Genomic DNA, 14,232 nt, shown 5'->3' on the forward strand with positions numbered 1-14,232 from the left:
AATAGTTTGTGAAATATTGAACAATATTAATTGAATGACGGTGTTGGTACGTAACAGGGGGAAGGGAGAAGTGATCATCAATGAACATGAAGAAGGATGTAAAAAAATAAACATCTCCATCCCTATAAAAGGGATGGAGACGGTTGTTTAGCTAACTAGTTTTTTATCAGAAGGGTAGGCATGGCGCTTATGCATGCCTTTTGCATAATAGACGACAACGAGCAAGATGAGCCAGGCTGGTCCAATGATAAGTGCGATTCGTGTGTCAGGGAAATATGCCATTAAACCGACAACTCCGACTAAAAAGGCGAGAGCGATATAAGAGCTATAAGGATAAAGCGGCATTTTATACTTTAATTGTTTTTGCTTTTCTGGGCTTAAGCGTTTACGGAAGTGCAATTGCGAAAGCAAAATAATCGCCCATGTCCAAATCGCGCCAAATGTCGCGACACTTGTGACCCATTGGAATACTTTTTCGGAAACGTAGTTTAAATACACACCGACTAACATCGCTAACGCCGTGACGATGAGGGCGACGCCTGGAATTCCGCGCTTTGTCAGTTTAGCGAAGGAAGGCGGTGCTTCTTTTTGCTCAGCCAAGTTGAAGAGCATGCGGCTTGTGCTGAAAATTCCACTGTTGCAGGAAGACAACGCAGCCGTTAAAACGACAAAGTTGATGATTCCCGCAGCGGCGTGAATGCCGATTTTTTCAAATGTTAAGACAAACGGGCTTCCTTTTTCGCCGATTTCGTTCCAAGGGTAAATGGACATGATGACAAATAATGCGCCCACGTAGAAAATTAAAATGCGCCAAAAGACCGTATTGATTGCGCGGGTAAGCGATTTCTCCGGATTTTTTACTTCTCCGGCAGTGACGCCGAGCATCTCGATTCCTAAGTAGGCGAACATTACCATTTGCAAAGACATTAACACACCGGTAAAGCCGTTCGGGAGAAATCCGCCATGTTCCCAAAGGTTGCTGATGCCTGTGGCGACTCCGCCATTGCCGATTCCGAACAGAATCATGCCCAAGCCAACGATGATCATAAATACAATAGTAACAATTTTAATAAGGGCAAACCAAAATTCAAATTCCCCATACGCTTTCACAGCGAGAAAATTGATCGATGTCATCATAATTAAAGCCGCTAGCGCCCATATCCATCTTGGCGTATCAGGGAACCAAAATTGCATATAAATACCGACGGCCGTAATTTCCGCTATACAAGTAACCACCCATAAAAACCAATAGTTCCACCCTGTTAAATAACCAGCAAGCGGACCTAAATAGTCATGCGCGTAGCGGCTGAATGAACCGGCAACCGGGTTTTCCACGGCCATTTCGCCGAGTGCGCGCATAATCAAGAACATAATCGCGCCGCTTATCGCATAAGCAAGCAAAATGGCTGGTCCCGCGAGTTTGATGGTAGATGCAGAGCCAAGAAATAGCCCGACCCCAATCGCTGCCCCAAGAGACATAAGAGAAATATGTCTTTCCTCTAACCCACGATGTAATTTTTGTTCATTTTTTGGAGTTTGCATAATCGTTTCCTCCTATCGATCGGGACAATTTTGTAAAAAGCAAATAAAAAATAAATTATTTTAAAAAATCTTTTAAAGCGTTTACATTTAATATAGTACATGCTGGATAAATATTTGTAAATGTATTTATATATGAAATAAGTGGTATCTTTGTTATTTAAATAAAATTAATAATATTCTAATAAATATATCATTTGCTTTGTAATATGTATTATGGTTCATGATAGGCAATAAAAAAATGGGAATGTATGGATTTATTAAGAAGTTTTTCGGCTTGTTGTGTTTGCTCGCATTGTCAAAATTTTGTACAATGAGATTCGTTCTAGGTAGATTATTAGAAGAAACGAAGGTGATGGCAATGAACGAGCAAGAAGCAAAAGCGTTCATTGAACAGCTGCAAAAAGAAGGGGTGTTGACGGAAGAAACGCGTCTTATTTGGGAAATGATTTTACCGGAACGGTTAAAGCGGATGTATGATGTACTTCAAAAGCGGACGCGTTATATTACGGTATTGACTGAAGCAGTCGATGATCCGCATAACCAAGCGGCGGTGTTGCGGACAGCGGAAGCGTTTGGCGTTCAGGATGTGTATGTCGTCACTGGAAAAGCGCCGTTTCAGCCGAACCCGCTTGTGACGCGACATGCCGATAAATGGCTGACGCTGCAGCAAAAACCGGATATTGTAACGACGATTAAAGAGCTGCAAGCAAAAGGGTATCAAGTGTATGCCAGCTATCTCGGCGAAGGAACGCTTCGCCTTGGCAACATCGATGTGTCGCGGCCGACGGCGCTTCTATTTGGCAACGAGCATAGCGGTGTGTCGCAAGAGGCGATTCGTGCCGCTGATGCAACGTTTATGATTCCAATGTATGGGTTTGTCCAAAGTTTTAATATATCAGTGGCGGCAGCGCTTGCGTTATACGATGTAACCGAGAGAGCGCGCCAACAAGCAGGCGAGCGCTACTATTTACCATTTCAAGAAAAAAAGGAGCTATTTGAAAAATGGATGTGGCAAACGTTAAATCCGCGCATTCGCGAACGGCTGGCAAAGCAGCTGGGTCGTTCTGTTTAGCCTTCCCTAAATGCGAGGGAAGGATTCTTTTTTGTTTGCGGATGGAAACAGCATGGCGAAGACCAGCTTTTTGCTGTTGTGGTCCGTAAAAAACCTTGTCGCTTCGTCCACTTTTGGCTTCAAGTCGCTTCCTTTTGGGAACATCAGCCCGTAAAACTCAGACTCGAAATGTTCTGGATCGGCGATGGTTTTGATTTTTTTATCCGGATTGTTTTTCACATACTCGCTTGCCACCGTGTTGTCCGTAACGACCGCCTCGACGCCGCCGTTTAATAAGTCCATAATCGCCACAACCGTGTTTTCGAATTTTTTAATGTTTTTATTTTCTTTTCCAAGCAATTTTTCTACTGCTGCTTGTCCCGTGGTGCCGTTTTGGACGCCGATCGTTTTTCCTTTTAAGTCAAGCGCATTTTTGATTGGACTATTTTCTTTCACCATAATCATATAGGTGGATTCAAAATAAGGAATGGAGAAATCGTATGTTTGTTTCCGCTTATCATTGATCGTGATGCCGGAGATCGCCATATCGATTTCTTTGCTTTGCAATGCGGCAAAGAGCGGATCCCAGCCGTCTTGAAACAAATGAATATTCATTTTTATAAAATAATGTAGCAGAAGTGGGTTGGTTTATTTTTATATTATAAATTAATTGAATATTCGTTTTGTTTTTTGGAAAACCTTATAATATATTTATGTTCTAAACAATTGGAAAATTATAATTATTATTGTAAAAATAATATTCTTTCGTTATGATGATAGAGAAGGCAACAAAGGAAAGGGGAGAATGCCTTGGTATTGATTTCTGTCGCAGTGTATATGATTGGGATGCTTCTTATTGGGTATTGGGCTTATAAACGTACGTCCAACCTTTCCGATTATATGCTTGGGGGAAGGACGTTAGGCCCTGCGGTCACAGCGCTCAGTGCGGGGGCTTCCGATATGAGCGGTTGGCTGTTGATGGGGCTTCCAGGAGCAATGTATGCGCAAGGATTAAGTGCATCATGGATTGTTATTGGGCTTACGCTCGGAGCATATGCGAATTGGTTATATGTTGCGCCTCGTTTGCGTGTATATACGGAAGTAGCAAATGATTCGATTACGATTCCGGAATTTTTGGAAAATAGATTCGGCGATACATCGAAGCTGCTTCGGTTAATTTCCGGTCTTGTTATTATGATTTTCTTTACCTTTTATGTATCTTCTGGTCTTGTGTCTGGAGCGGTGCTGTTTCAAAACTCATTTGGTACAAGTTATCATACAGGGCTATGGATTGTTGCTGGTGTCGTTGTTGCGTATACATTGTTTGGAGGATTTTTGGCTGTTAGTTGGACCGATTTTGTGCAAGGAACGATTATGTTTATTGCTCTTATTCTTGTCCCGGCCGTAACGCTTTTCCATACGGGCGGTGTCGGCGATACGTTTACTACCATTAAAAACATTGATCCTAATTTGCTCGATTTATGGAAAGGAACTAGCTTCCTCGGTATTATTTCGCTGTTTGCGTGGGGTCTCGGTTATTTCGGACAACCGCACATTATTGTCCGTTTTATGGCGATTTCATCGGTCAAGGAAATGAAAAATGCCCGCCGCATTGGAATGGGGTGGATGATTTTCTCCGTTGTCGGCGCGATGTTGACAGGGTTATTTGGAATCGCCTATTTTTCTGAGCACGGTCCGAAGCTTGGCGATCCGGAGACCGTCTTTGTCAAGCTCGGAGAAATTTTATTTCATCCGCTCATTACCGGATTTTTGCTTTCGGCGATTTTAGCGGCGATTATGAGCACGATTTCTTCGCAGCTTCTTGTTACGTCCAGTTCCTTAACAGAGGATTTATATAAAGTGGTATTCCGTCGTTCCGCTTCGGATAAAGAGTTGATTTTCGTCGGCCGTCTTTCCGTATTAATTGTAGCGTTAGTAGCGTCCGCGTTCGCGTACACGAAAAACGATACGATTTTAAACTTGGTCGGTTATGCGTGGGCAGGATTCGGTGCTTCGTTTGGTCCAGTCATTTTATTAAGCCTGTTCTGGCGCCGCATGACGAAATGGGGGGCGTTTGCCGGCATGGTCGCAGGAGCGATGACCGTGATTCTTTGGACACAATCGGAATATTTGAAAAACTTGCTGTATGAGATGATTCCAGGTTTTGCAGCAAGCTTGGCCGCGATTGTTGTCGTTAGCTTGTTGACAAAAGCGCCGGAAGAAAAAGTTGTCGAGCAGTTTGACAAATTTAAAGCATCGTTATAATAAAGAAAACACCCGTGCAAGCTTATGATGCACGGGTGTTTGCGTGTTTTCATTTTGGCTTCGCTTATTTCCAATCCGGATATAAGTCGGTGCGGCGGTCGCGCCATGTCGTCACCGAACCTTTTTCCCGCACTTTATACAACAGCGACAAGTCGAGGTCGGCGGTGACAATCATGTCGTCGTTGATTTCCCCTTCGACTAAAATGCCGCGCGGTGGGAACGGAATATCGTTTGGTGTAATGACCGCGGCTTGGCCGAAGTTGGCGCGCATGAAGTCGACGGTTGGCAGCGAGCCGACCGTGCCTGTCGTGACGACATACACTTGGTTTTCGACGGCGCGCGCGTGGCAGCAATACCGTACGCGATGGAATCCATGACGGTCATCGGTGCATGATGGGCAGAAGATGACGTCTGCTCCTTTGGCGCGAACGATGCGAACGGCTTCCGGAAACTCAATGTCATAGCACGTCAACAGCGCGATCGTCCCTTTTTCTGTTTCGAACACATTGATGCTTTCTCCCGGAGTAATGCCCCATTCTTTTACTTCCGTCGGAGTAATATGCAGCTTTGCTTGTTGATGAATTTGTCCGTCTGGTGTAAATAAATGGGCGACATTATATAACTTTCCGTTTTTGCGAATAACATGTGTGCCGCCAATTAAGTACATGCCCGTTTGTTTCGCTAACGAAGTGAATAGCTCGTAATACGGTTCTGTATAATTTGGCAAGTCATCAATGGTTGCGGCTTTTCCTGAATTGGTCGGAATGGATAACAGCTGGGTGGTTATAAATTCGGGAAACAGGACAAATTCCGCTTCGAACTCTTGTGCGGTTTTTACGTAATGGGTTACTTGATCGGCAAATTGCTGGAACGAATCAATGGTATGGAGATGGTATTGAACAGCAGATACTCTCAATCGATTCACACATCCTTCTTTTATAAATTATTTGTTTTTTTTATAATATTATCACGTTTATTTTTTTGTATAAAGCAAAAGGAAAGCAGGAGATATTCCTCCTGCCTCACTATTGATGATAGCGGCGGTACGCGCCATGATTTGTTGGCCCGACATATTGGTTGAGCGGGAAAGAATGGCGAATTGCTTCCGTAATGAACTCCTTCGCCGTTGCGATCGCTTCTTTCACCGGCTTTCCTTTCGCAAGTTCTGCAGCGATCGCAGCGGAGAACGTGCAGCCTGCGCCGTGTGTATAAGTTGTTTCGATGCGATCGGATTCCAACAATTCGAACGTTTTTCCATCGTATAGGACATCGATCGCTTTTTCATGAGGAATTTTGCGTCCGCCTTTTACGATTACATATTTTGCGCCAAACTCATGGATTCTTCCCGCCGCTTCCTTCATATCTTCCACCGTTTCAATGCGGCTTAGCCCGCTTAATTGTGCTGCTTCGAATAAGTTTGGTGTTACTACTGTCGCTTTTGGCACAAGCACTTCGCGATAGCATACTGTATTTTCTGGATGAAGCGGTTCGTCCGCTCCTTTACATACCATTACCGGGTCAATGACAACATTGGTCAATTGATGTTTTTCAATCGTTTTTGCGGCAAGTTCAATGATATCTGTTGTCGGAAGCATGCCGGTTTTCATCGCGTCAACTCCGACGCCAACAATAATGGTTTCGAGCTGCGCTTCGATAGTAGCGAGATCGATCGGAAACACTTGATGAAACCATTGTTTATGTGGATCCATCGCGACGATCGTCGTAATCGCGGTCATTCCGTATACGCCAAGTTCTTGAAACGTTTTTAAGTCCGCTTGAAGGCCAGCGCCGCCGCTGCTGTCAGAACCGGCGATGGTCAGTGCTTTAGGCATTGCCATGGTGCATTCCTCCCTCGTATGTATCATGATTCTTTAATAATAGCATAAAATCACTTCGATAAGATAGAAAAGTGGTTGTGGCAAAGGAATAAAAAACCGGCACTGCGCCAGGCGCGCAGTACCGGTATGATGGATTAATTTGCGGTTAGTTGTTTTCCTAACGCTTCTTCCACTGGGACATAGTTGTAGCCAAGGTCGCGGGCAACTGCTTCGTAAGTGATTTCGCCGTTTGCGACGTTGACGCCAAGTTTTAACGCCGGGTTGTCTGCGACGGCTTGATGAACACCTTTGTTAGCGATTTGCAGAGCGTATGGAATCGTTACATTCGTTAATGCGAGCGTGGATGTTCTTGGAACCGCTCCAGGCATGTTGGCAACCGCATAGTGAACGACACCGTGTTTGACGTATGTTGGGTTGTCGTGCGTCGTGACGTGGTCGCTTGTCTCAACGATACCGCCTTGGTCAATCGCGACATCGACAATGACGGAACCTGGTTTCATCGCTTTGACCATTTCTTCTGTAACAAGTTTTGGTGCTTTTGCTCCTGGGATTAAAACAGCGCCGATCACAAGATCCGACTCTGCGACCGCTTGAGCGATGTTCATTGGGTTGGACATTAATGTCGTAATTTGGTGGCCGAAAATGTCATCTAGCTCGCGAAGGCGGTCTGCGCTTAAATCGATGATTGTTACATCTGCGCCTAAACCGACTGCGACTTTTGCCGCATTCGTTCCGACAGTACCGCCGCCGATGATCGTCACTTTACCGCGGCTTACTCCAGGAACACCACCGAGAAGAATGCCTTTTCCGCCTTTTGGTTTTTCTAAAAATTGCGCGCCGATTTGCGCCGCCATGCGTCCTGCTACTTCGCTCATCGGCGTAAGAAGCGGAAGGGTGCGGCCGACTTGTACAGTTTCGTACGCGATCGCAATTACGCCTTTTTCTTTCAGTGCACGCGCCAATTCCGGTTCTGCAGCAAGATGCAAATACGTGAATAAAATTAGTCCTGGGCGGAAATAGTTATATTCGCTTGGCAGCGGCTCTTTTACTTTCATGATCATATCCGCTTTTGCCCATACGTCTTGTGCTTGATCGATAATTTGCGCTCCAGCGCTTGCATAATCTTCATTAGTGAAACCGCTTCCAATTCCTGCGTCTTTTTCCACTAACACCGTATGTCCAGCTTGAACGAATGACATAACGCCCGCCGGCGTGATCGCAACACGGTTTTCGTTATTTTTAATTTCTTTTGGTACCCCAATAATCATGAGTGAAATTCCTCCCTCGTATTTTGGCCTTAATTATAGTATAAATGGTTGTAATAATTTTTTCTTTGTTAAGAAGGAAAAAAGAAGCGCTATCATTTTGTGGATTTCCACAAATTAATGGAGCGCTTCATATTTGGCAAGTTTAATATCGATATATAGTTTTACTTTTTGATTGATATCATGTAAGTCAATTTCACCAATTTCGGCGATGCGTTTTAGTCGGTAAGCAAGGGTGTTTGGATGAATGTTTAACGCTTTCGCCGTTTCATTGACATTGCTGTCGTGGTCGAAAAAGATTTCAAATGTTTCGACTAAATCGCTATGGTGTTTTTGATCATACGATTGTAATTTGAGTAAAGCCGTGTTGGTAAACTCTCCTTGTCGTTTTTTCTCTAACAATAAATCAAAAAATTGATAAATGCCCAATTGTTGATATCCATAAATGGAGCTGATTTGCGCCGGAAACTTTTCTTTCATTTTCAGCACTGTTAAAGCTTCCTTGTAGCTTTTTTCGATGCATGTATACGTTTCGTATATACCGCCGAAGCCGCTTTGAATGCTGCTAATGTGAAATCGCTCCTTCATTTTCATCGCGAATGATTGGATAAAGCAGTTAAACTCTTGCAGCGGTTGATTTACATTTTTCGGTGTTGCCAATAAAATGACATCACTCCGGTCTGTCGTATACAGAAGAAGTTGAATTTGTTGAGTTGTCTGTAACAGATAAGAAATTTGTTTTTCAATCTCTCTCGTAATTTCGTTGGCAAGCCGAAAAACGATGACAGAAAATAAAGGAGCGGTCGGGATTTGCATCATCTCGAAATTTTCTTTAATTTCTTCCTCTGTCGTCATATGTCCTGTCAACAGCTTCCAAAAAAATTCCTGAACCCGTTCTTCTTTTTTATTTTTGCGCATATACAGCTGCAATACTTTATTTTTCGCTGCTTTTGCTGCTTTTTTTAACAGCTCCATATCCTCTTTCGATAACGTGCGGTCTGTTTCCAATGCCCAAATAAATCCGATTACTTCGTCGTTTTTCCAAATCGAGACGGCGACACGACTGCCGAGACCGACTTCGGAAATGGCCGCGACACGGACAGGGTCACGACTGTTTAATAACGCCGGGATCGCCCCTTGCTTCCATAAACTATTAATCACTTTTTCGGGTACGCGCCGGCTGATAATCGTTGCGGTACGCGCCGGATCGGTATAGTCATCGTGAGCGCTATAGGCGATGAGCCGATGGTTTGCGTCTTCAATCGTAATCGGACATTGCAACAGATCGCTAATATGGTCCGCAAATTCTTCGAGGCTGTCGAAGTTCCCTTGAAATGGGTCATCGTGATGAGTCATATCCGTTTCCCTCGTTTCATAACGTGAATTTGTGGAAATGCACAAACAAAAAATTGTTTGTTTTTATTTTAGCACGAAACCAATTTTTGAGAGGAGTGTGCAGGGGCTTTATTATAAAGGAACCGATTATCGAAGTGTAGCAACAGATGGCATAAAAACTTCTGACATCGGCGGGAAATTGACTATCCGTGAAGTGGCGGACGAGATTTGCCGACGCTTAAGACAATGAGCATAGACAAAATATGAATTTCCAATGAACTTATATCGTTATTCTTTGACAAATTTGGCATTTCCATTTACCCTAAATATGAAAAAGGATGGGATTGTGACTGCGACTGCAGGCAAGACCTAAGACGAACACGATGGTGGCGTTTTAGGTTTTTTTTGTCATTTATCTCGTTTATTTAAAAAAGAAGAAAGGATGGACTACATGTTTAAAAAATGGTTTGGCAAAAAAGAAAAGCCGACTCATGAAGATGTGGTTGCGCCGTTGACAGGCACAATCAAGCCTCTAGAAGAAGTTCCTGATCCCGTTTTTTCGCAAAAAATGATGGGAGACGGTATCGCGATTGAACCAACGGAAGGAGAAGTCGTTGCGCCTGTCAATGGGGAAGTCGTGCAAGTATTCCCAACAAAACACGCGGTCGGTTTGCGTTCGGAAGCGGGCGTAGAACTGTTAATTCATGTGGGATTGGAAACGGTTTCGATGAATGGCGAAGGATTTACAGCGCATGTAGCAGCCGGAGACCGTGTCAAAGCCGGCCAGCGTTTATTAACGGTAGACCTAGATCTTGTCAAACAAAAAGCGAAAAGCACGGTCACACCGATTATCGTGACAAACGGCGATGCCGTGGCAAGCTTGCAAAAAACGTCCGAAACGAAGGCGACAAAAGGAGAAACAGTCATTTTTCATATCGAAACGAAAAATGCGTAATAGCGAATCAATCGGGGGATGAAGCCATGGCGTTAAGAATCCATAAAATTTTAAATAACAATGCGGTTGTCGTGGTAGATGATGGAAAAGAAAAAATTGTCATGGGAGCTGGGATTGCCTTTCAAAAAAGAAAAAACGATATCATTCCTCCTTCGAAAATCGAAAAAATTTTTGTGATGGAGGAGGAAAATGAAAAGTTTCAACAATTATTGCGGACATTGCCGGAAGAGCATATTGAAATTGCCGAAGAGATTATTAGCTACGCGGAGGGACAGCTGCAAGCCCCGTTAAACAATCATATTCATATTGCGTTAACGGATCATTTATCATTTGCGCTTGAGCGACTGGAGCAAGGTTACCGCATCCAAAATAAATTGCTCAATGAAATTAAAGTGCTGTACAAAAAAGAATATCAAATTGGACTATGGGCGAAACAACTCATTAAAGAGCGGCTCGGCATCGAAATTCCAGACGATGAGGTAGCACATATTGCGCTTCATATCCATACTGCTAAGATGGATGCCGCCAGCATGAATAAAACGCTTCGGCAAACCACGCTTATTTGCGAAATGATCGATATTATTCAAGCTGAACTAGGCATTGATATTGATGAAGAAAGCATTTCGTACCAGCGGCTGCTTACCCACTTGCGTTTTGCGATCAACCGCATTGAAGACCATGAACGGCTTCATTCGATAGACGATGAAATGCTTATGCTTATTCAAACAAAATATGAAAAAGAATATGCTTGCGCAAAAAAGATGGCCGAGCATGCAAAAAACGAATATGGTCTCGAGTTTCCTGATGAGGAGCTTGCTTATATCGCTCTTCATATTCAACGGTTACAAAAACGTTGACGAACGATTTCAAGTCGATTATAATGAAAGCGCATTACAAAAAAATATTGTGGGATTGTGACTGCGAATGCAGGCAAGACCTAAAACGTATGAAGGGAATGGCAGATTGTTTCTGTCATATATGCCCTTTGTATGTTTTAGGTCTTTTTGTTTTTCTTCAAAAAATATAAAAAGAGAGGGGTTCACAAATGAATTACGAACACGTCGCAAAACAACTCATTCCATTATTAGGCGGGAAAGAGAACATCATCAGTGCCGCCCATTGTGCGACAAGGCTTCGCTTAGTGTTAAAAGACGACAAGAAAGCGGACACAAAAGCGATCGAGAACATCGAAGGAGTGAAAGGGGCGTTTTCTAGTTCCGGGCAATATCAAATTATTTTTGGTACTGGTGTTGTCAATAAAGTATACGATGCGTTTGTAAAAGAAACGGGATTGCAGCATGTAAGCGCGGATGTTCATCAAGAAGCGGTCAAGCAAAAAATGAATCCATTAGCACGCCTGGCAAAAACGTTATCCAACATTTTTGTTCCGATTATTCCTGCGATTGTCGCCAGCGGTCTATTGATGGGACTATTAGGAATGATGAAAGCGTTCAAATGGGTTGCGCCTGACAGCCCATGGTATGTGCTGCTCGATATGTTTTCCAGCGCAGCGTTTATCATCTTGCCAATTTTAATTGGCTTTAGCGCGGCAAAAGAGTTCGGCGGCACTCCGTTTTTAGGAGCAGTCATTGGCGGGATTATGACACACCCTGCGCTATTGAATCCGTGGGGATTGGCAGAGGCAAAACCGGAATATATGCATTTTCTCGGCTTTGATATTGCAATGATTGGTTATCAAGGAACGGTCGTTCCGATTTTGCTTGCAACTTATGTGATGTGTAAAATCGAGCGGGGGCTGCGAAAAGTCGTTCCACATGCGGTCAGCTTGCTTGTTGTTCCGTTTGTAACGGTCATTGCGACGGGGTTTATTACGATTTTAGCGATAGGTCCATTAGGGAATCTACTTGGCGATGGGATTACAACGGTGCTCAACTTTATTTACCATTATGGCGGCGCGCTTGCTGGACTGCTTTTCGGCGGCTTGTATTCGATGATTGTCATTACCGGTGTGCATCATAGTTTCCACGCGATCGAAGCAAATTTACTAGCGAAGCTCGGTGTGAACTATTTACTGCCGATTTGGTCAATGGCTAATGTGGCGCAAGGAGGTGCGGGCTTGGCGGTATTTGCGAAAGCAAAACGAGCCAAAACGAAAGAAGTCGCTCTACCATCAGCATTGTCAGCATTTTTAGGAATTACCGAATCAGTCATTTTCGGGGTGAACTTAAAATACCGTAAGCCGTTTATTGGCGCAGCAATCGGCGGCGCGTTAGGAGGGGCGTATGTTGTGTTTACCAACGTTGTCGCGAACGCCTACGGATTAACCGGTATCCCGATGATTGCCATCGTTGCTCCGGAAGGAATGCAAAATCTAATAAACTATTTAATCGGGTTTGCTATTGCGGTAGGCTCTGCGTTTGTTGCAACATTATTGCTCGGATTTCATGAAGAAGAATGAATCAAGCAAGAAGGATCTTGCCTGATTGGTTGCAATAGAGGTGAGCAAAATGAAATCGGAAAAAGAACAACAACTAATCGAACAGGCGTATGCCGAAATCGAAAAATATCAAGACATGGTAGAAAAAGACTACTATCGTCTTCATTATCACTTAATGCCGCCGGTCGGGCTAATGAACGACCCGAACGGATTGATTCATTGGAACGGAGTTTACCATGTGTTTTATCAATGGATGCCATTTCATACTGGGCATGGCGCCAAATTTTGGGGGCACTACACATCTTGTGACCTCGTTCATTGGAAACAAGAAAACATTGCGCTTGCCCAAGTGAATGGTTTGATAAAAACGGATGCTATTCCGGAAGTGCAATTGACAATAATGGTGTATTAACATTATTTTATACGGGAAATGTGAAGGATGAACATGGCAACCGCCAGACGTACCAATGTATGGCTGTGTCAAAAAACGGCATTGACTTTGAGAAAAAAGGGGTTGTGGTGACGCTTCCTGACGGCTATACGGCGCATTTTCGCGACCCGAAGGTTTGGAAAAAAGGCGAAAACTGGTACATGATTGTCGGAGCCCAAAGCAAAAGTTTAGATGGGCTTGCGGTGTTATTTCGCTCAAAAAATCTCTTTGATTGGGAACATCTCGGCGCGATTGCCGGAGGAAACTTGAATCAATTAGGCGATTTTGGCTACATGTGGGAATGTCCCGACTTATTTGAATTGGATGGACAAGAAGTGCTCCTTGTTTGTCCGCAAGGGTTAAAAGCGGAAGGAATGAAGTATCATAACGTATATCAGTCCGGTTATTTTGTCGGTCGTCTTGATTACGAAACGGCCCAATTTCTTCACGGACCATTTACCGAATTAGACCGCGGTTTTGAATTTTACGCCCCGCAAACGATGCTTGATGCAAAAGGACGGCGCATTTTAATCGCCTGGATGGGAGTTCCTGGTCAAGATGAGGATAAGCATCCGACCATTGCGCATCGCTGGATTCATGCGCTAACATTGCCGCGTGAGTTGAAACTGAAAAATGGTAAGTTATATCAAACACCAGTTGAAGAGTTACAAATGTTGCGAAAGGATAAAATTGCATATTCAAATGTCACGATTGCGAACGAAGAAATGATGTTAGAAGGAATCAGCGGGGATGTTATCGAGCTTAATCTAGAGAATATTCGATTATTAGGGGGCATAATGGAAATTGCTATTCGCAATACGGCGCGCATCATTTACAACAGCGGTGAACGCGTGCTAACGTTGGAGCGCAAAAGTTTTGCCAACGGTCTGACCGAAAAAAGACAATGCCGTTTGGAACGTTTGCATTCGCTGCATATGTTTTTAGACACGTCCTCGATTGAGGTATTTGTGAATGAAGGGAAGAAGTATTTACGGCACGGTTCTTTCCGTATAAAAATAATCAAACGATTTCATTCGCCGCAAATGGGCACCTTGTTTTTGACATCCAAAAATGGAGTTTGTAACGCCGCACCTGCCATAGGTGGCGGCGTTATTTTTTGCTAAAATAAGGGAGAACGATATCAAAAATAATG

General features: G+C 43.7%; 10 protein-coding genes and 2 pseudogenes. 6 read left to right on the top strand and 6 right to left on the bottom strand.

Features of this window, described 5'->3' with window-relative positions; genetic code table 11:
* Positions 1-147 precede the first annotated feature (147 nt).
* Entirely contained in the window at positions 148-1,542 is a 1,395-nt protein-coding gene (locus NXM86_RS00295; protein WP_498958407.1) for an amino acid permease, read from the bottom strand.
* Positions 1,543-1,900: 358 nt separating this feature from the next.
* On the opposite strand from NXM86_RS00295, the gene NXM86_RS00300 reads away from it, so the two are divergent.
* On the top strand, positions 1,901-2,614 hold the full coding sequence (locus NXM86_RS00300; protein ID WP_498958408.1) for a TrmH family RNA methyltransferase: 714 nt from the start codon (positions 1,901-1,903) through the stop codon (positions 2,612-2,614).
* A gap of 6 nt (positions 2,615-2,620) precedes the next feature.
* Here the strand turns inward: NXM86_RS00300 and NXM86_RS00305 are convergent.
* A pseudogene (locus NXM86_RS00305) lies at positions 2,621-3,184 on the bottom strand (transporter substrate-binding domain-containing protein); the annotation flags it as partial.
* 219 nt (positions 3,185-3,403) lie between these two features.
* Here NXM86_RS00305 and putP point away from each other — a divergent pair.
* Positions 3,404-4,858, top strand: a complete 1,455-nt coding sequence (gene putP, locus NXM86_RS00310; protein WP_498958409.1) for a sodium/proline symporter PutP — start codon at positions 3,404-3,406, stop codon at positions 4,856-4,858.
* Between the two features lie 64 nt (positions 4,859-4,922).
* Here the strand turns inward: putP and NXM86_RS00315 are convergent, their stop codons facing one another.
* The 4 genes from NXM86_RS00315 to NXM86_RS00330 form a co-directional block, all read right to left on the bottom strand.
* Positions 4,923-5,774 carry a carbon-nitrogen hydrolase family protein gene (locus NXM86_RS00315; RefSeq protein ID WP_081188532.1) on the bottom strand — a complete coding sequence of 284 codons (852 nt, stop codon included), beginning with the start codon at positions 5,772-5,774 and terminating at the stop codon, positions 4,923-4,925.
* Positions 5,775-5,883: 109 nt separating this feature from the next.
* Positions 5,884-6,696, bottom strand: a complete 813-nt coding sequence (pdxK, locus tag NXM86_RS00320; RefSeq protein WP_015865382.1) for a pyridoxine/pyridoxal/pyridoxamine kinase — start codon at positions 6,694-6,696, stop codon at positions 5,884-5,886.
* Between the two features lie 134 nt (positions 6,697-6,830).
* On the bottom strand, positions 6,831-7,964 hold the full coding sequence (gene ald, locus NXM86_RS00325) for an alanine dehydrogenase (RefSeq protein WP_015865381.1): 1,134 nt from the start codon (positions 7,962-7,964) through the stop codon (positions 6,831-6,833).
* A 114-nt stretch (positions 7,965-8,078) separates the two neighbouring features.
* Positions 8,079-9,317, bottom strand: a complete 1,239-nt coding sequence (locus NXM86_RS00330; RefSeq protein WP_498958410.1) for a PucR family transcriptional regulator — start codon at positions 9,315-9,317, stop codon at positions 8,079-8,081.
* 430 nt (positions 9,318-9,747) lie between these two features.
* Here NXM86_RS00330 and NXM86_RS00335 point away from each other — a divergent pair, with 430 nt between their 5' ends.
* From NXM86_RS00335 to NXM86_RS00350, 4 genes and pseudogenes are all read left to right on the top strand, one after another.
* A complete protein-coding gene (locus tag NXM86_RS00335) occupies positions 9,748-10,251 on the top strand; it encodes a PTS sugar transporter subunit IIA (RefSeq protein WP_062754489.1) in 504 nt (167 codons plus the stop codon).
* 26 nt (positions 10,252-10,277) lie between these two features.
* Positions 10,278-11,108, top strand: coding sequence for a PRD domain-containing protein (locus NXM86_RS00340; RefSeq protein WP_498958411.1), 831 nt, complete (start codon positions 10,278-10,280; stop codon positions 11,106-11,108).
* A gap of 188 nt (positions 11,109-11,296) precedes the next feature.
* A complete protein-coding gene (locus NXM86_RS00345) occupies positions 11,297-12,670 on the top strand; it encodes a sucrose-specific PTS transporter subunit IIBC (RefSeq protein ID WP_498958413.1) in 1,374 nt (457 codons plus the stop codon).
* A 49-nt stretch (positions 12,671-12,719) separates the two neighbouring features.
* A pseudogene (locus tag NXM86_RS00350) lies at positions 12,720-14,163 on the top strand (sucrose-6-phosphate hydrolase).
* The last annotated feature ends 69 nt before the right edge of the window (positions 14,164-14,232 follow it).

The sequence above is a fragment of the Geobacillus sp. CX412 genome, from assembly GCF_027942335.1.
Lineage (GTDB): Bacteria > Bacillota > Bacilli > Bacillales > Anoxybacillaceae > Parageobacillus_B > Parageobacillus_B toebii.